Raw genomic sequence first — 17,261 nt, forward strand, 5'->3', positions numbered from 1 at the left:
CCGGGCACACCTACCTCACCGAACCCCACGGCGCCGCGATGTTCCCCACCCTGGCCCAACCCACCGGGAACCTGGACCTGCCCGCACCGCCGGCCGAGACTCCGGGGCGCGGGGCCAAGATGCCCAAACGCTCACAATCGCGCGCACAAGACCAACGCGACCGCATCGCCGAAGAACGACGGCTACGCGCCGAACTCAACAACGACCTCCAAACCCAAAACGACTACCTAGCCTGGCTCGCCGAAGAATACGGACCACCACCACCCTTCTGAGCGGTAGCGTCCTTGGGTAACTGCAGATGGGAGAAGCCATGAAGCTCTTCATCATCGGAGGACTAGCCACCGTGCTGACGGCCGCCGGGCTGATCACCTCGGCACCGCCGGCCAGTGCTGGCTGCCTGTATGGCGGCAACGTCATCAGCAAGTGCGATGGGCCCATCCAGTCTGATGGCACCTGGCAGCGTTGCATCGGAACCTGGGGCTATGTGCCCAGCGGCTTCAGTTCCCACCTGGTGCCCGTCAAGCGCTGCGATCCGATGGGTCCCGGCCATGCCTATCCGTTCGATTTCACCTTCGCCGACCCGCCGACCCACATCGACGGTTAATCGCCCCCATGCGCAGCCGCGTACTCCCCCGGTGTGCTGCCCAGCATGGACCGGAAGTCGTTGATGAAATGGGCTTGGTCGTACCAGCCGAGTCGCACTGCAAGATCAGCGAAATCGACGGCGGGCGCGCTCTCGATCTCCAGCGCTGCCTGCTGTAACCGGCACCTGCACAGCACCCATTTGACCGTTACCCCGACATAGCGCCGGAACACCCGCTGGGTGGTGCGCGTGCTCCACGGCGAAAGCTCCATCACCTGCTCGACCCGGTGCAATGACGCGTCGTCACGCATCCGATCGACCAACGGCGTCAGCTTCCGATACGTCGGGTCCACCTCGCCGGCCATCGCACCGATGGCCGAATCGAGCCCGAGCCGGACCGCCGTTGCATCCTCACCGAGAACAAATGGTGCGCCAGGTAGTTTGTCGCCCGCCGGCACCACTCGCCCGGTCATCGCAGCGGCGTCCCCGCCGAATAGTGCGGTGAAGCCGCCGGGCCGAAATCGCGCCCCCACGACCGACCCGCACCCGCTGATGGTGATGCGGAAGACCTTGGGCACCACCCCGTGGATCAACGTGCTGGGTAACCGATGGCCATGGCGCACAACATCATCGCCCCACTCACGGGTGAGGTGCATGGCCGGGAAAGTAATGACGGTGCTCTCAAGAGGACCTGCCTCGTGCCGGTCCCATGTAACCGACCAGAAGTGTTCGACGAACCTGGCCGCATCCTCCGACGGCGCCCACCGGTGAAGCTCGAAAGCAGAAGCGTTGCCGGCACGGCCCACCACGCCCCGCTCTGGCGCGTTTTTCCAAGCGGCCACGTCCCAAGCCTACGAAACTGGTCGGCATGAGTGTCACACCGCTTCCGGAGGGCTACACCAGCCTGACCCCGTTCATCTGCGTCGACGGTGCCGCGAAGGCAATCACCTTCTACCAGAAGGTGTTCGGCGCCGACGTCATCGAACGGATGGATGGACCCGACGGCACCGTCGCACATGCCGAGCTGGACTTCGGCACCGGCCGGCTGCAACTCGGCGATGCGCAGGAGGCCTATCAGATCGCCGCCCCGGCGCCTGGAGCCGCCGCGACTCACTCGATCGGGTTCTACTGCCCCGACGTCGACGATGTGGTGGCCCGGGCCGAGGAGGCGGGTGCCACGATCCGCGAGCCTGCGCAGACCTTCGTCACAGGCGACCGGTTTGCCTCCATCCTCGACCCGTTCGGCCAGCGCTGGACCGTGATGACCCGCGTCGAGGACTTCACGCCGGCCGAGCGCGAACGCCGCGTCGCCGAATGGGCGGCCACCGCCGGCGGCTAACGTGGCGGCATGTCTTGCGTGTTCTGCGCCATCGTCGCCGGGGAGGCCCCCGCCATCCGCATCTACGAGGACGACGAGTACCTGGGCATTCTCGACATCCGGCCGTTCACCCGGGGCCACACCCTGGTGATCCCGAAGCAGCACACCGTTGACCTGACCGACACCCCGGCCGAAACCGTGGCAGCGATGGCCCGCATCGGCCAGCGCATCGCGCGTGCAGCCCGGCTGTCCGGGCTGCACGCCGACGGCAACAACATCGTGATCAACGATGGCAAGGCCGCGTTCCAGAGCGTGTTCCACATCCACCTGCACGTGGTGCCACGCCAGGACGGCGACAAGTTGTCGTTCGCCAAAGGCATGTTCCTGCGCCGCGACCCAGACTACGAGGAATCTGGGCGCCTTTTACGTGCGGCATTGGCGCAGCTCGATGAATCCGCGCAGGATTGAGCGCATGAGCGATCTCTCCCCCTTCGAGCAGGTGGGCTTGCGGTTGCTGCATGTCCACGACTTGATCTATCAGAAGTCCAACGGCCTGATCGGGCACCGCATCCCCGGCATGCCGCCGAGCCTGCTCCTGCGCACCACAGGCGCCAAGACCGGCCAGCCGAGGATCAATACGCTGAGCTATGCCAGAGACGGCAAGGACTACCTGGTGGTCGCGTCGATGGGCGGAGCGCCCCGCTCGCCAGGCTGGTACCACAATCTGAAGGCCCATCCACGTGTCGAGATCAACGTCGGGACAAAACGCCTCGCTGTCACCGCCAAGCCGGTGCTGCCAGACGATCCCGACTATCAGCGGTTGTGGAAGATCGTCAACGACAACAACTCTCACCGCTACGAGGCGTACCAGGCCAAGACCACCCGCCCGATCCCGATCGTGATGCTCGCCCCCTAGAACAGTTCTTTGGCCAGCAGCTCGAGAGTGGTGTCGCGCGCCGTCGCGGTGGCCGGATCGGCACCGCGACGGGCCGAACCCACCGGATTGACCATGACCTCGTCGACGTCGAATTCTGCGGCCAGGGCCCGAACCTGCTCGGCCGCCTCGGTGGGCGAACCGACCACGGCACGCCGCAGCCCGGAAGCCACGACCGCCTGAGCTTGCGGGCTGAGCGTCGTCGCCTCGGCATCTTCAACCAGATCGAGCGCGCCGAGCGGCTGGCCGGTACGTAGCCGGCCCATCATCTGCAGCTGCGGCAGGAGAAGTGCCTCCGCTTCTTCCCTGGTCTCGGCCACCGACGCGTTGACGGTCAGAAAGGTCACCGGTTCGGACGCCAGGTCGCTGGGCTGGAACTCTTCGCGGTAGACGGCCAGCGCCTCCGCAGTGCCCTGCCCCGAGAAATGGTGGGCGAACACGTACGGCAGACCCTTGGCCGCGGCCAGATGCGCCGAGTACATCGATGAGCCGAGCAGCCACATCCGGGGCTCGGTGACCGCGGCCGGCGTCGCCTTGAGCACGTAGTTCTCGCGCATCAGATCCCGCGGCAACGGCACCCGGACCCCGCGCGCGCCCATCAGCGCCACCACGTCGTCGAGGTACTGCGGGAACGCCTCGATATCCCGATCGTCGCGGCCCGCGGCGCCGCGCAGCGCCAGCGAGGTCACCGGGTCGGAGCCCGGGGCGCGGCCGATGCCGAGGTCGATGCGACCGGGATGCGCGGCCTCCAGCAACGCGAACTGCTCGGCCACTGCCAGCGGGGCGTGGTTGGGCAGCATCACCCCGCCGGAGCCCAGCCGCAGCTGCGTCGTGTGTGCGGCCAGGTGCGCGATCAGCACCGGCGGACTGGTGGCTGCGACGGCGGGCATGTTGTGATGCTCGGCCAGCCAGTAGCGGGTGTATCCGAGCCGGTCAGCGGTCTGCGCCAGGTGGGTCGTTGCCGTCAGGGCATCGGCAGTGGACTGGTCGGTACGCACCGGGACGAGGTCGAGGACAGAAAGCCGCATGACACCGTCAACGTCACGAACGGTCCGGTTCGTTCCCGTTCGCCTGCGCCACCATCCGTTTCGCGGTGACGAAGATGTCGTCGAGCATGGCTGGTGTGAGCCGGCCCGTGAACGTGTTCTGCTGGCTGGGGTGGAAGCAGCCGAGCACTGTGACCGCGCCGAAATCCGAGGTCAGGGTTGCCGTCGCGCCGTGGCCGAACTTCGGCGCCGGTTTGATGTCTGAGCCGATCAACTCCAGTGCCGCCCGCCACGCGAAACCGCCCAACGCGATGACGACCCGAACCGAAGGCCCGGTCAGTCGCCACTCGGCCTGCAGCCACGGCGCACAGGTCGCCCGCTCCACCGGGGTGGGCGCGTTGGCCGGCGGCGCACAGCGGACCGCTGCGGCCATGCGGGTGTCGATCAGCTGCATGCCGTCGGCGGCGTCGACGCACATTGCCTGATTGGCCAGCCCGGCCCGGTGCAATGCTGCGAACAGGAAATCGCCGGACCGGTCGCCGGTGAACACGCGGCCGGTGCGATTGGCGCCGTGGGCGGCAGGAGCAAGCCCGACGATGAAGATGCCCGGTTCGTCGTCACCGAGCCCCGTGGCCGGACGGCCCCAATATGGTTGGTCGGCAAAGGATTTCCTCTTGGCAACGGCCACCTCCTCACGCCATTTGACCAGCCGAGGGCAGGCCCGGCACACCGAGATCAGCGCGTCGAGTTCGTCCACGGACGCAGCCCGAGATGCCAGGCGCCGCACCTGCGCGGCGGTCTTGGCCACCGGGGTCGAGGCATCCGCGGGATCGCCGGGCCAACCCGAGCCGGGTGGCACCGGCGACGGGAACGGGGTGCCCGTCCTGGGGTGAGGCAATAGCACCACTTCACTGTGCCGGAAATTCCATCGCGGCGGGCGCGGGCGCGCTGTTAGATTCGGCCGCGATACCCATGACCGACACCAAGCGCGGCCCACTGCTGCTGATCCTGTTCGCCGCGTTGATGGCAGGCGCAGGCAATGGGATCACCATCGTCGCGTTCCCGTGGCTGGTGTTGCAGCGCAATGGATCTGCGCTCGACGCGTCGATCGTCGCGATGGCCGGGACGCTGCCGCTGCTGGTCGCCACCTTGATCGCCGGGGCCGCAGTCGACTATCTGGGTCGCCGTCGCGTCTCGATGATCTCCGACCTGCTCTCTGCCCTGTCGGTCGCCGCGGTCCCCGTGCTGGCCCTGGTATTCGGGGTGGACGCGGTCAACGTCGCGGTGCTGGCGGTCTTGGCAGCGCTCGGTGCGTTCTTCGACCCCGCCGGGATGACCGCGCGGGAGACCATGCTGCCCGAGGCCGCGACCCGGGCCGGCTGGACGCTCGACCACGCGAACAGTGTGTACGAGGCGGTGTTCAACCTGGCCTACATCGTCGGGCCCGGGATCGGTGGCCTGTTGATCGCCACCCTCGGCGGGATCAACACCATGTGGGTGACCGCTGGGGCGTTCTGTTGCTCGATCCTGGCCATATCGGTGCTACGGCTGGAGGGCGCGGGAGTCCCGGACCGCTCGCAGCTGACCGAGGGGGTTCTGGCGGGAATCGTCGAAGGTCTGCGATTCGTCTGGCACACACCGGTATTGCGCACCCTGGCGATCGTCGACCTGGTGGCCACCGGCCTCTACATGCCGATGGAGTCGGTCCTGTTCCCGAAATACTTCACCGACCGCAACGAGCCGACCGAGCTGGGCTGGGTGCTGATGGCGCTGAGCATCGGTGGGCTGTTGGGCGCGCTCGGCTACGCGGTTATGTCGAAGTACATGAGCCGACGGGCCACCATGCTGACCGCGGTGATCACCCTCGGGGTGGCGATGACGGTGATCGCGTTCCTGCCGCCACTCCCGTTGATCCTGGTGCTGTGCGCGATCGTCGGATTCGTCTACGGCCCGATCGCGCCGATCTACAACTACGTCATGCAGACCACTGCGCCGTCGCACCTGCGCGGTCGGGTGGTCGGCGTGATGGGTTCACTGGCCTACGCCGCTGGTCCGCTCGGGCTGATCGTGGCCGGTCCGCTGGCCGACGCCGCGGGTCTACACGCGACGTTCCTGGCGCTGTCCCTGCCGATGCTGGCGCTCGGTCTGGTCGCGGTGTTCCTGACCGCGCTGCGTGCGCTGGACCGGCCGCCACGAGCGGAACATGGTCCGACGTAGCCTTTCCGGGTGAGCGACGTCCCCGAGGAACGCGACAGCCGTATCTCCGCGAACGTGGCCGATCACGGCTGGCACGTGATGGGTGTCGGCGGCGGGGGCGAGACCCCTGCCGACTGGGCGTACTCGATCGGTCTGTGGCATACCCTGCGCAGTCCGGAGGTCTGCCTGTTCGGCCTACGGATCGAAACGATGATGACGATCGTCAACGTCGCTGGACAGGAAGCCCGCGACGACCGCCCGCTGGAATCCGGCCAGGTGCGTGACGACATCCTCGACCACTATTCAGTGGGCGTCCGGGAAGTACACCCCAGTTGGTACCGGGACTTCTTCGGCGCCGGGATCGACTTCCACCAAGCACGGTTTCCGGTCGTACAGATGTTCTGGCCCGACCGGGACGGCAGATTCCCCTGGGACGAGCAGGCGCAGGAATACTGCCGGGCCAGCCAGCCGCTGTTGTGGATCCCGAAAGAGGAGACCAGCGGACCGTGGGCTGAGCTCGACTAACCCCTGGCCCTCGGTGGGGCAAAGACTTTCGCCAACCGGCCGACCGCGGCGGGATCGCCGTCGATCACCAGCCTGCCGTCGGCGACCAGAGCCGGCACCTGCGCCGGATCCATCGCAGCGCCCAACACTTCGGCCTCACCGGTGAGCGTCACATCGGCCGGTGTCCCGTCCTCGCACGCGTCGACGCGGTCCGGCCCGATCTCGACAGTCGCTCGCCCCTCGGGGGTCACCAGGCACACGGTGACCGGTGGTCCGTCCCGGTCGACCTGGACGAAGGCACGCACCGCGCGGATCAGCCACTCGGGGCGCACCGCGTCGCCGGGCGCGCGGGTCTCGATCAGGTGCCTGCCCCACCGGGTGTAGGCGTTGATCACATCCTCGAGGGCACGGCCGTCGTCGGTGAGCTCGTACACCGCCGTCGCCGCGGGTTTGGGCAGTGTGCGCCTGTGGACCAGCCCGTTTGCCTCCAGGTCACGCAGCCGCCCGGCCAGCATGTCGGTGGCGATGGGGGCTAACGAGTTCAACAGATCCCCGTAACGCTTGGGACCGTCGAGTAGATCCCTGACCACCAGCAGGGTCCATCGATCCCCGACCAGATCGAGGCTTTTCGCCAGTGCGCAGTGCTGGCCGTACGACCGTGACGCCATGCTGCCCACGATAGCTGTAATTGGAATTTCCAACTAACTACTTGTTTTTTCCAAGTCAATCGGCCTACCGTGACGTCATGACCCTGGGCAACCCGCACCTACCGGCCCCGGCGCCGAGGCCGACGACCTGGTAACCGCAGCGATTCGCCCACTTTAGGAGTAAGCCGAAATGACAACACTGACAACATCTCTCGTCGACATCGATGCCACCCCGGTCTTCGACCACCTGCTCGATATCCGCATCACCTTCGAGTCGGTACACGCTTTTGCCACTCCCCTCGGCACGCGCATGAACTATGTCGTCAAGCAAGGACGGTGCATCGGGCCACGCATCGCGGCCGACGTCCTGCCCGGCGGAGGGGACTGGGTACTGCTCGGCACAGACGGGGTGGCACGCCTGGACGTGCGCGCCACCCTGCGCACCGACGACGGCGCGGTCATCCAGCTGACCAACACCGGCCGGGTGCAGATGGACCGGGCAGCGGCTGACAGGTTCGCCGCAGGAGAACTGATCCGTCACGACGAGATGACAGCGCGGTCCAGTCCGCTCTTCGAGACCGGCGACGAGCGCTACCGGTGGCTCAACGCCGTCCATACCGTGGCCATCAACCAGGTATCGCTCAGCGAGGTGCACTACCGGGTATTCGCTGTCGGCTGACACCCGCTCGTAGGATCGCCATGTGCTTGCCGAGCTGATCGCCGAACTCCCCGAAGGCGTCGTCGTCACCGACCCCGACATCCTGGGCTCCTACCGCCAGGACCGGGCCGCCGATCCCACGGCGGGTACACCGCTTGCGGTGGTCCGGCCGACCCGCACCGAGGAGGTCCAGACGGTCCTGCGCTGGGCCAGCCGGCATCGGGTGGCCGTTGTGCCGCGCGGCGCCGGGACCGGGTTGTCCGGCGGTGCGACAGCACTGAACGGCGGCATCGTGTTGTCGACCGAGAAGATGCGCGACATCACCGTCGACCCGGTGACCCGCACCGCGGTCGTACAACCCGGGCTGCTCAACGCCGAGGTGAAGAAGGTCGTTGCCGCACACGGGCTGTGGTACCCACCTGACCCGTCGTCATTCGAGATCTGCAGCATCGGCGGCAACGTCGCGACCAACGCCGGCGGCCTGTGCTGCGTCAAGTACGGCGTCACGACCGACTACGTGCTGGGCCTGCAGGTGGTGCTGGCCGACGGCACGGCGGTGCGCCTCGGCGGACCGCGTCTGAAAGACGTTGCGGGCCTGAGTCTGACGAAGCTGTTTGTCGGCAGCGAGGGCACATTGGGCGTGGTCACGGAGGCGACGTTGCGCCTGCTACCCCCACAGCATTCGCCGTGCACGGTGGTGGCCACGTTCGACTCGGTGGAAGCCGCCGCCGGCGCCGTCGTGAAGATCACCGGCAAGATCCGGCCGTCGATGCTCGAGTTCATGGACGCCGTGGCGATCAACGCCGTTGAGGACAAGCTCAAGATGGGGCTGGACCGCAATGCCGCGGCGATGATGGTGGCCGCCTCCGACGACCGGGGTGCCGCCGGTGCCGACGACGCCGGGTTCATGGCCGAAGTGTTCACCGAATGCGGTGCGACCGAGGTGTTTTCCACCTCCGACCCCGACGAGGGTGAAGCCTTCGTGGCCGCCCGGCGGTTCGCCATTCCCGCCGTGGAGGCCAAAGGATCACTGCTGCTGGAGGATGTCGGGGTGCCACTTCCCGCACTTGCCGAACTGGTCAGCGGGGTCGCGGCGATCGCGGCGGATCGAGACCTGCTGATCTCGGTGATCGCCCATGCCGGGGACGGCAACACCCACCCGCTGATCGTGTTCGACCCGGCCGACGCCGACATGGCCGCACGGGCTCAACTGGCCTTCGGCGAGATCATGGATCTCGCCGTCGGACTGGGCGGCACCATCACCGGCGAGCACGGCGTAGGCCGGCTGAAGCAACCGTGGTTGGCCGGCCAGATCGGACCGGACGCAGTGGAACTCAACCACCGGATCAAGCTGGCGCTGGACCCGCAGAACATCCTCAACCCCGGTGCAGCGATCTAGTCAAGGTTCACGACATGCCGAAGGCACTGAGCAGACTGGTTGTGCGCCACAAGATCAACGCGATGAAGACCACCAGCACAGCCACTGACACCCCGGCCTGAATCGCGTTGCGGCGTTCGCGCGGGGCGTACACGAAGGCGGCGGCGATTCCGGCACCCGTGACAAGTCCGCCGATGTGGCCCTGCCAACTGATCGCTCCGGTCCCCAGCGCCGGTCCGGCGAAAGTGAACACCAGGTTGATGACGACGACCGCGGCGATCATGCGGACGTCGAGGTTGAGCTTGCGCGCCACCACGAAGATCGCACCGAAGAGCCCGAAGATCGCGCCCGAGGCCCCGGCGGTCGCACTGTTCAATGGGGACAGCAGATACACGAGCACCGAGCCACCGAGCCCGCTCAGTGCGTACAGCGTCCCGAATCGCAGCCGGCCCAGCCACTGCTCCAGGGGCGGCCCCACCACGTACAGCGCCCACATGTTGAACGCCAGGTGCATCAAGCCGTAGTGCAGGAACATCGAGGTCACCAGGCGGTAGTACTCGTCGTGCGCGGCGATGCCCGGCGGCCACAATGTGAGTTCCTGCTCCAGGTTCTTCGAGGCCATTTGCAGCACGAACATGACCACGTTCACCGCGATGAGCGAGTACGTCAGGATCGGGGCGCCCGCGCGCGCGGTCCCGCCGAACTGGGTGCGAGGAGCGCGCACGGATTTGGCGCCTTGGTTGACGCAATCGACGCACTGGTGGCCCACGGCCGCCGCCCGCATGCACTCCGGGCACACGGGACGCTGGCAACGGGTGCAGCGCACGTAGGTGGGACGGTCCGGATGCCGGTAACACGTCGGCGTCTGGGCCGGTAGCTGCGGCGCGTCAGGGGTGCTCATCACGCCCGAGCCTAATCGCAAACCCGCTATTGACACGATCCTCGGATGTGTCGTACGAATAAGACATGGCAGCGACTTTGTCTCACAGCCCCGCTCGGTTCGTACCCGCCGACGCCGACACCTGGCCCAACCCGTGGCCGATGTACGCCGCGCTGCGCGAACACGACCCGGTGCATCACGTGGTGCCCGAGGAATCGCCCGAGCACGACTACTACGTGCTCTCCCGGCACGCCGACATCTGGGCGGCAGCCCGTGACCACGGCACGTTTTCCTCGGCACAAGGCCTGACCGTGACCTATGGCGAACTGGAAATGATCGGGCTGGCCGACAACCCGCCGTTCGTCATGCAAGACCCTCCGGTACACACCGAGTTCCGCAAGCTCGTCTCCCGCGGCTTCACCCCACGCCAGGTGGAAGCCGTCGAGCCGAAGGTGCGGGAGTTCGTCGTCGAGCGCATCGAGGGGTTGCGCTCGAACGGCGGGGGGGACATCGTCACCGAGCTGTTCAAACCGTTGCCGTCGATGGTCGTCGCGCACTACCTCGGCGTGCCGGAGGCCGACCGGGATCAGTTCGACGGCTGGACCGAAGCCATCGTCGCGGCGAACAGCTCGGCCGGCGGCATCACCGCGGCGATGGGCACCGCTGGGGAAGCCGTGGCCTCGATGATGGGTTACTTCTCCGAACTCGTCGAACGGCGTCGGCGTGAGCCCGGTGACGACACCATCTCGCATCTGGTGGCCGCCGGAGTCGGGGCAGACGGCGACATCGCGGGCGTGCTGTCGATCCTGGCGTTCACCTTCACCATGGTCACCGGCGGCAACGACACCACCACCGGAATGCTCGGCGGTGCAGTGCAACTCCTGCAGCAGCGGCCCGATCAGCGCAAGCTCCTGGTCGACGACCCCGACCTGATCCCGGAATCGATCGACGAGTTCCTGCGCCTGACCTCCCCGGTGCAGGGCCTGGCCCGCACCACCACCCGCGACGTGACCATAGGTGACACCACGATCCCGGCCGGACGCAAGACGCTGCTGCTGTACGGCTCGGGCAACCGGGATGAGCGTGAATTCGGCGACAACGCAGCCGAACTCGACGTGCGACGCTCTCCACGCAACATCCTGACCTTCAGCCACGGCGCGCACTTCTGCCTCGGAGCCGCGGCCGCTCGCATGCAGTCCCGGGTGGCACTGACCGAATTGCTCTCGCGCTACCCCAATTTCGAAGTCGACCTGGACTCCGTGGTGTGGGCCGGCGGCAGCTACGTACGACGGCCGTTGTCGGTGCCGTTCCGAGCGGGGATTTGATGCCCCGCGACTGGTTGTCGTCGAGGCGGTCCGAAGTGGCCGCCGACCACATTCTCGACGCCGCCGACACCCTGTTCACCCAGCAGGACGCGGCGACCGTGGGTATGCACGAGATCGCCACCGCCGCAGGCTGTTCGCGCGCCACGCTGTACCGCTACTTCGAGAATCGCGATGCGCTCTACACCGCCTACGTGCACCGTGAGGCGCGCCGACTGTACGAGGAGGTCAGCGAGCAGGTGGTCTCGGTCGCCGATCCGGCGCAACGGCTGATCGAAGGCGTGATCACCGCGCTGAACGCGGTCCGCGACAGTCCGGCCCTGGCCTCGTGGTTCGCCACCGCGCAGCGCCCCATCGGCGGCGAGATGGCCGAACACTCCGAGGTGATCCGGGCGCTGGTCGAGGGGTTCGTCCGGTCACTCGCGGGTGAGTCGACGCAAGCCGACGACGAGGTGGGCCGCCGGGCTCGATGGCTGGTTCGGGTCATGGTGTCACTGCTGGTGTTCCCCGGTGTCGACGAAGAAGACGAGCGCACCATGTTGGCCGAGTTCGTCGCCCCGCTCGTCATCCCGGGACAACTACCCGTCGAGTAGGCGATTGCCGGGCGGGACGGGCTGAGCTGGCCCATACTTTCGAGTATGGCCAGCCATCCGACGCCCCTGCCTCCGTTACCGGCGGTCACCAGCATCGCCGAGGTGGTCTCGGCCATCGACACGATCACCGACTGGGCGGTGGAGAACTCAAGCCGGCTCGGCTATTTCGCCGCCCTGTACAAGCGGATCACCATCGCCGTCGGCACCGCGGTCGACGAGGGGGCGTTCGAGGACGGCCCGCGGATGGACCGGCTCGACGCGGCGTTCGCGTCCCGGTACTTCGATGCGCTCAACGGCTATTTCCATCCCGACAGGTACGCGAAACCCACCCGGTCCTGGCGGGCCACCTTCGATTCGGCGGGCAAAGCCGAGCCGATCCTGGTGCAGCACATGCTCGCCGGTATCACCGCCCACATCGTGCTGGACCTCGGCATCGCGGTGCAAGGTCTGGCCGGCGCCGGCCGACTTCCGTCGCTGCACAAGGATTTCGACACCATCAACGCGGTGCTGGCCAGCCAGATCGGTGGAGTGGTCGACGACATCAACGAACTCTCACCGGCACTGGCCGACATCTATGCCGTGCTCCGGCAGCATCAGATCTTCGTCCTCAACGAGGCGGTCCGCTCCCTGCGCGACAGCGCCTGGCGGTTCGCCACGGTGCTGGCGCTGGAACCCGGATTCGCGCGGCCGCCGACGATCTGGGCGCGTGACGTCCAGGTGAGCCGGCAGGCGCAGGCCGTGTTCGACCCACCCAGCCTGGTCGGTGCCTTCGACCTGGCGATCAAAGAGATCGCCGCGCGGGAGAGCCGCGATGTGGCCCATAACGTTCGCGTGCTCGATGAAATCGCGTCGACCCCGGCGCCGATCCGGACCGCGCTGTGAGTGCGGGACGCCGCGCTCAGGCCACCCAGTAGGCCTGAGCCTTGATGGATTTGCGCGGGATGCCGTATTCCTCGCGGAAGACCCGCGCCACGGCGCGGGTGGTGCGGTTGTTGCACGCGACCCAGCCGAAGTGATCGGGAGCATCGAATGCCGATGCGCTGACGGCCTCCAGCAGATCTTCGTCGGCCCGGTCCACCCAGGTGATCTCGGCGTCACCGGTTACCGGCAGGTCGCGATCGTCGTCGTGGCCGGCTTCCAGGAAGACCCGGGCGGGTGCATCCCCGATCGCGTCCAGCAGCGAGTTGATGGCCGGCAGAGACGCGGTGTCACCGACGATCACGTAGCCGGCCGGCGCGGGCTCGGGCAGCGCGAAGTTGCTGCCGAGGACCGTCACGTCCAGCACGTCACCGGGCTGCGCGCTACGTGCCCAGCGGGTGGCGATGCCGTCGTGTATGGCGAAATCGATGTCGACGGTTCCGGCCTGCGGATCGGGGTTGACCAGGGTGTAGCCGCGTTGATGCGCCTTGCCTCCGTCAGGAAACCAGCCGCGCACCCACATCGTCGGATGTACCCGCTGTTCGGCGAGCAACCGCTCGGCGCGGAAATGCAACCTGAGGTAGTGCGGCGTGAGCTCGGTGCAGCCCGACAACGTCAGTTCATAATCACCGCCCCGCCAGAGCTTGACCAGGGCCCCTTCCAGCCCGCGCGACGCCTTCGGCTCGCCCATACACACCTCCACGAGAACGTCTTCGTTAGGTAAGCATACCCTAACAAAATGATCAGGGGCGGACGCGGGTGAACCGGTGCAGCAGCCAGGCCGCCGGGATGGTGAACACCATGGTGAGCACGAACAGATTGAACATCGACCCGGTGTAGACCGGATCCTGCATCACCTCGACCATCACCAGCTCCATGATCATGAGGTGGATCAGGAAGATCTCATAGGAGATCTCACCGAGAAAGACCATCGGCCGGGAGGCCAAAAACCGGTTGTACCAACCACGATCGCCGAGCGCGGGCGGGGCGACCAGCAACGCCGCGATCACCGCGTAGAAGAACGTCTTGAACAACGCCTCGCTCAACTTGGCCGGCGACGTCGTCGGCTCCCCCGCAATTGGTGTCGACGCGATGAAGTAACACGCCACGGCCAACGGCACACACACCACGGCATACCCACGCACCTTGAGCTGCCCCAACACCGTCAGGGCCATGCCCGCCACGAACCACGCCATGTAGGTCGGCAGCCAAAGCCTGGCTCCATCAGGCAGATTCGCCGAATCGTGCACGATCCACAGCCACAGCGGCGACACCGCGGCCAGTAACACCAAGCCGCAGAACAACAACCCCGGCCGCCAGCGCCGCCGGCACAACACCACCAGCAACAGATAGGCCATCAGCGGCAGCACCACGTAGAACGCCGCCTCCACCGCCAGGCTCCACATCTGGGTCAACCCCTGGTGCAGATAGGAAAACAGATAGTTGTCGGTGTAGATCTGGGTCAGCGTCAGGTTGCGGAACAGGCCGATCCAGGTGTGACCGGGATTCGGCCCCCCGGTGCGAAAGTGGTAGAGCAGATAGGCGATCAGCACCGTCACCACGTAGGCCGGCATGATCCGTCGCACCCGGTGCCAGGCGTAGCGACGCACCGACGGCGCCCTGCCCTCCGTCGCGGCTGGATCTGATTCGCGGCTCGCCGCGGCCTTTACCCACGGCCGGAACAACAGAAAACCACTGAGTACGAAGAAGATCGGCACGCCGATCTCGGCACGCGAGTACACCAGCCCGAGGTAGCCCTGCGGATATTTCCCCGTCGTGTACGCCGCATGCGTCAGCACCACCAGAATGGCTGCCACCGCCCGGACCCCGGTCAGTGCGGCGACGCGCGTCGAACCGGCCGGCACCGCGTCTACCGACTCAAGGCCTCCCTGATCCGACGCGCCTGTCACGCTTCTGGAGACCGTCACTTGGTCTTCCGGTGCGGCTTCCCCGAGCGATCGCGGTAATCCGAACGGCCCTTGTTCTCGGAACGACCCTTGTACTCGCGGCGCGGACCACGCTCGCCGCGCTCCGGCGTCAGATTGATCAGCATGCCCGAGATCCGGGTGTTCTCCAACGCCTTGAGTGTCTTGCCGGAAAGCTTCTCCGGAAGCTCCACCAACGAGTAGTCCCCACGAATGGTGATGTGGCCGAACTCGTTGCGGTGCAGACCGCCCTCGTTGGCGATGGCGCCGACGATGTGCCCGGGACCCACCTTGTGCCGCTTGCCCACCGAGATCCGGTACGTCGCCAGGCCCTCGCGCGGCGGACGCTCCTTGCGCGGCGGCCGCTCTCCCCGATCGTCACGCTCGCGACGCTTCTCCGGCGGCGGCTCGGTCATCAGGAATTCTTCACCGTTGCGCGACTGCAGGGCCAGCGCAGCGGCGATATCGGCCATCGGGACGTCGTTTTCGCGCTCGTAGTCCTCGATCAGCCTACGGAACAACTCCAGACCGTCGGCGTTGAGCGAATCGGTGATCGAGTCACGGAACTTGGCCACCCGCTGCGCATTGACATCGTCGACGCTCGGCAGCTCGGCCTCGATGACCTTGGACCGGGTGTGCTTCTCGATCGCCTTGAGCAGGTGGCGTTCACGCGGGGTGACGAACAACAGGGCATGCCCGGAACGGCCGGCGCGGCCCGTACGGCCGATGCGATGCACGTACGACTCGGTGTCGTGCGGGATGTCGTAGTTGACGACGTGCGAGATGCGCTCGACGTCCAAACCGCGGGCAGCCACATCGGTGGCGATCAGGATGTCGATGGTGCCGTCCTTGAGCGCGGTGATCGTGCGCTCACGCTGGGCCTGATTGATGTCACCGTTGATGGCGGCGGCGGCGAAACCGCGGGCCTTGAGCCGCTCGGCGACCTCCTCGGTGGCCTGCTTGGTGCGGACGAACACGATCATCGCGTCGCCCTCCTCGACCTCGAGCACCCGCGTCAGCGCATCCAACTTGCGGGCGCCGGCCACCTGGATGAACCGCTGCGTGATGTTCTCGGCGGTGGCGGTCTTGGCCTTGACCGTGACCTCCACCGGGTCGTGCAGATATTTGGAGGTGATCTTGCGGATGGCCGGCGGCATGGTGGCCGAGAACAGTGCCACCTGCTTGTACTCCGGGGTGTCGGCGAGGATCCGCTCGACCTCTTCGGCGAACCCCATGGTGAGCATCTCGTCGGCCTCGTCGAGCACCAGGTAGTCCAGGTTCGACAGATCCAGCGTGCCGCGCTCGAGGTGATCGATCACGCGACCCGGGGTGCCCACCACCACCTGCGCGCCGCGGCGCAGGCCGGACAACTGCACGGTGTAGGACGCCCCGCCGTAGATCGGCAGCACGTTGATCGCGGGCAGATGCGCGCCGTAACGGCCGAAAGCCTCGGCGACCTGCAATGCCAGCTCACGGGTCGGCGCCAGCACCAGCGCCTGGGTGTTGCGGCTGGTGGTGTCGATCTTCGAAAGGATCGGGATGGCGAAAGCCGCGGTCTTGCCGGTACCGGTCTGGGCCAGCCCGACCACGTCGGAGCCTGCCAGCATCGCCGGAATGGTCGCGGCCTGGATCGCCGAGGGCGACTCGTAGCCGACATCATTGACTGCCTTCAGCACTGCAGGGTGAATCTGCAGGTCGGCAAACGTTGGGGCGGTCTCCCCCGAATCCGGGTCTGGCGAGGTCATCGGTTCAGAAGTCTAGTGCCAATCGGCGGCGATCCCGGCCGCGCGCCTGCACAAACCCGCCGCGGGAGCGCGGTAGGTTGCCCAACTGTGAAACGGGTCGCGATGTTCACCATGGCCCCCGGGGCCGTCCTGGCGACCGTGCTCACGCTCGCGGGGTGCGGATCGGGCGATTCCACTGTCTCCAAAACGCCCGGCGCCCGGCCTGGCCCGGCGCCGACCTCGGTGTCCAAACCAGCCGCGAAGGCGGCGCCCACCTCGGCGCCACCACCGGCCGACCCGTGCGCGGTGAACCTGGCCGCCCCCGAGATCGCGAAGGCCGTCTCGGAGCTGCCTCGCGACCCGCGCAGCAATCAGGCCTGGAGCCCGGAGCCGCTGGCGGGAAACTACAACGAGTGCGCGCAACTGTCGGCCGTGATCGTGCGGGCCAACACCAACTCCGAGAACCCCAACACCAGGGCCGTGCTGTTCCACCTCGGCAAGTTCATTCCCACCGGAGTGCCCGACACCTACGGTTTCAACGGCATCGACAAGACAGCGACCACCGGTGACACCGTGGCACTGCAGTACTCGGGCGGATTCCACGGGCTGGCCAGCACGGTGAAGTTCCGCTGGAACGGCGGCGGTGTGGAGTTGATGGGCAACGTGGGCTGATTTGTCGGGCGCGACGCGTCGGT

The 17,261-nt window shown here is 66.9% G+C and carries 20 protein-coding genes and 1 pseudogene; 13 read left to right on the forward strand and 8 right to left on the reverse strand.

The window, feature by feature from the left end; genetic code table 11:
- Positions 1 to 272: pseudogene (locus BKG60_RS32085) on the forward strand (HNH endonuclease); the annotation flags it as partial.
- Positions 273 to 310: 38 nt separating this feature from the next.
- Positions 311 to 604 carry a CDGP domain-containing protein gene (locus BKG60_RS22410; RefSeq protein ID WP_070945559.1) on the forward strand — a complete coding sequence of 98 codons (294 nt, stop codon included), beginning with the start codon at positions 311 to 313 and terminating at the stop codon, positions 602 to 604.
- Here the strand turns inward: BKG60_RS22410 and BKG60_RS22415 are convergent.
- Complete coding sequence (locus BKG60_RS22415) at positions 601 to 1,425, reverse strand: AraC family transcriptional regulator (RefSeq protein ID WP_070945499.1); 825 nt, start codon at positions 1,423 to 1,425, stop codon at positions 601 to 603. The genes BKG60_RS22410 and BKG60_RS22415 overlap by 4 nt on opposite strands.
- A gap of 26 nt (positions 1,426 to 1,451) precedes the next feature.
- Here BKG60_RS22415 and BKG60_RS22420 point away from each other — a divergent pair, with 26 nt between their 5' ends.
- From BKG60_RS22420 to BKG60_RS22430, 3 genes are read left to right on the forward strand one after another with little or no spacing between them, the layout of a single operon-like run.
- Positions 1,452 to 1,922, forward strand: a complete 471-nt coding sequence (locus BKG60_RS22420; protein WP_070186806.1) for a VOC family protein — start codon at positions 1,452 to 1,454, stop codon at positions 1,920 to 1,922.
- A 9-nt stretch (positions 1,923 to 1,931) separates the two neighbouring features.
- Complete coding sequence (locus BKG60_RS22425; protein ID WP_070945500.1) at positions 1,932 to 2,369, forward strand: HIT family protein; 438 nt, start codon at positions 1,932 to 1,934, stop codon at positions 2,367 to 2,369.
- Between the two features lie 4 nt (positions 2,370 to 2,373).
- Positions 2,374 to 2,817: a nitroreductase family deazaflavin-dependent oxidoreductase gene (locus BKG60_RS22430; protein ID WP_070945501.1), complete on the forward strand. Its 444-nt coding sequence runs from the start codon at positions 2,374 to 2,376 to the stop codon at positions 2,815 to 2,817.
- Here the strand turns inward: BKG60_RS22430 and BKG60_RS22435 are convergent.
- Both BKG60_RS22435 and BKG60_RS22440 read right to left on the reverse strand, forming a co-directional pair.
- Positions 2,814 to 3,863 (reverse strand): LLM class flavin-dependent oxidoreductase, encoded by a 1,050-nt coding sequence (locus BKG60_RS22435; protein ID WP_070945502.1) that lies wholly within the window; start codon positions 3,861 to 3,863, stop codon positions 2,814 to 2,816. The two genes, BKG60_RS22430 and BKG60_RS22435, sit on opposite strands and share 4 nt — an antisense overlap.
- Before the next feature lie 13 nt (positions 3,864 to 3,876).
- Positions 3,877 to 4,725 carry a uracil-DNA glycosylase gene (locus BKG60_RS22440; RefSeq protein WP_070945560.1) on the reverse strand — a complete coding sequence of 283 codons (849 nt, stop codon included), beginning with the start codon at positions 4,723 to 4,725 and terminating at the stop codon, positions 3,877 to 3,879.
- A 68-nt stretch (positions 4,726 to 4,793) separates the two neighbouring features.
- Between BKG60_RS22440 and tap the strand changes: the two genes are divergently transcribed.
- Together tap and BKG60_RS22450 are read left to right on the forward strand one after the other, a co-directional pair.
- Complete coding sequence (tap, locus tag BKG60_RS22445; RefSeq protein WP_070945503.1) at positions 4,794 to 6,038, forward strand: multidrug efflux MFS transporter Tap; 1,245 nt, start codon at positions 4,794 to 4,796, stop codon at positions 6,036 to 6,038.
- Between the two features lie 9 nt (positions 6,039 to 6,047).
- On the forward strand, positions 6,048 to 6,542 hold the full coding sequence (locus BKG60_RS22450; protein ID WP_083284218.1) for a DUF4262 domain-containing protein: 495 nt from the start codon (positions 6,048 to 6,050) through the stop codon (positions 6,540 to 6,542).
- On the opposite strand, the gene BKG60_RS22455 is transcribed toward BKG60_RS22450, so the two are convergent.
- Positions 6,539 to 7,189 (reverse strand): winged helix-turn-helix transcriptional regulator, encoded by a 651-nt coding sequence (locus BKG60_RS22455; RefSeq protein WP_070945561.1) that lies wholly within the window; start codon positions 7,187 to 7,189, stop codon positions 6,539 to 6,541. The two genes, BKG60_RS22450 and BKG60_RS22455, sit on opposite strands and share 4 nt — an antisense overlap.
- Positions 7,190 to 7,358: 169 nt before the next feature.
- Here BKG60_RS22455 and BKG60_RS22460 point away from each other — a divergent pair, with 169 nt between their 5' ends.
- Together BKG60_RS22460 and BKG60_RS22465 are read left to right on the forward strand one after the other, a co-directional pair.
- Positions 7,359 to 7,847 carry a DUF3237 domain-containing protein gene (locus tag BKG60_RS22460; protein ID WP_070186812.1) on the forward strand — a complete coding sequence of 163 codons (489 nt, stop codon included), beginning with the start codon at positions 7,359 to 7,361 and terminating at the stop codon, positions 7,845 to 7,847.
- A gap of 22 nt (positions 7,848 to 7,869) precedes the next feature.
- Positions 7,870 to 9,225 carry an FAD-binding oxidoreductase gene (locus tag BKG60_RS22465; protein WP_070945504.1) on the forward strand — a complete coding sequence of 452 codons (1,356 nt, stop codon included), beginning with the start codon at positions 7,870 to 7,872 and terminating at the stop codon, positions 9,223 to 9,225.
- A gap of 7 nt (positions 9,226 to 9,232) precedes the next feature.
- Here the strand turns inward: BKG60_RS22465 and BKG60_RS22470 are convergent, their stop codons facing one another.
- Complete coding sequence (locus BKG60_RS22470) at positions 9,233 to 10,105, reverse strand: rhomboid family intramembrane serine protease (RefSeq protein ID WP_165617798.1); 873 nt, start codon at positions 10,103 to 10,105, stop codon at positions 9,233 to 9,235.
- Between the two features lie 65 nt (positions 10,106 to 10,170).
- Here BKG60_RS22470 and BKG60_RS22475 point away from each other — a divergent pair, with 65 nt between their 5' ends.
- From BKG60_RS22475 to BKG60_RS22485, 3 genes are read left to right on the forward strand one after another with little or no spacing between them, the layout of a single operon-like run.
- Complete coding sequence (locus BKG60_RS22475) at positions 10,171 to 11,409, forward strand: cytochrome P450 (protein ID WP_070186815.1); 1,239 nt, start codon at positions 10,171 to 10,173, stop codon at positions 11,407 to 11,409.
- A complete protein-coding gene (locus BKG60_RS22480) occupies positions 11,409 to 11,999 on the forward strand; it encodes a TetR/AcrR family transcriptional regulator (protein WP_070186816.1) in 591 nt (196 codons plus the stop codon). Before BKG60_RS22475 ends, BKG60_RS22480 begins: the two co-directional genes overlap by 1 nt.
- Before the next feature lie 45 nt (positions 12,000 to 12,044).
- Positions 12,045 to 12,881, forward strand: a complete 837-nt coding sequence (locus tag BKG60_RS22485) for a DUF5995 family protein (protein WP_070186817.1) — start codon at positions 12,045 to 12,047, stop codon at positions 12,879 to 12,881.
- A 16-nt stretch (positions 12,882 to 12,897) separates the two neighbouring features.
- On the opposite strand, the gene BKG60_RS22490 is transcribed toward BKG60_RS22485, so the two are convergent.
- From BKG60_RS22490 to BKG60_RS22500, 3 genes are read right to left on the reverse strand one after another with little or no spacing between them, the layout of a single operon-like run.
- Positions 12,898 to 13,608 carry a siderophore-interacting protein gene (locus tag BKG60_RS22490; protein WP_070945562.1) on the reverse strand — a complete coding sequence of 237 codons (711 nt, stop codon included), beginning with the start codon at positions 13,606 to 13,608 and terminating at the stop codon, positions 12,898 to 12,900.
- A 52-nt stretch (positions 13,609 to 13,660) separates the two neighbouring features.
- Positions 13,661 to 14,845: an acyltransferase family protein gene (locus tag BKG60_RS22495; RefSeq protein WP_070945505.1), complete on the reverse strand. Its 1,185-nt coding sequence runs from the start codon at positions 14,843 to 14,845 to the stop codon at positions 13,661 to 13,663.
- Positions 14,842 to 16,587 carry a DEAD/DEAH box helicase gene (locus tag BKG60_RS22500; protein WP_070186820.1) on the reverse strand — a complete coding sequence of 582 codons (1,746 nt, stop codon included), beginning with the start codon at positions 16,585 to 16,587 and terminating at the stop codon, positions 14,842 to 14,844. The genes BKG60_RS22495 and BKG60_RS22500 overlap by 4 nt, the downstream gene beginning before the upstream one ends.
- Positions 16,588 to 16,689: 102 nt before the next feature.
- On the opposite strand from BKG60_RS22500, the gene BKG60_RS22505 reads away from it, so the two are divergent.
- Positions 16,690 to 17,238 (forward strand): LppP/LprE family lipoprotein, encoded by a 549-nt coding sequence (locus BKG60_RS22505; RefSeq protein WP_374243446.1) that lies wholly within the window; start codon positions 16,690 to 16,692, stop codon positions 17,236 to 17,238.
- The last annotated feature ends 23 nt before the right edge of the window (positions 17,239 to 17,261 follow it).

The organism is Mycobacterium syngnathidarum (genome assembly GCF_001942625.1).
Taxonomy (GTDB): domain Bacteria; phylum Actinomycetota; class Actinomycetes; order Mycobacteriales; family Mycobacteriaceae; genus Mycobacterium; species Mycobacterium syngnathidarum.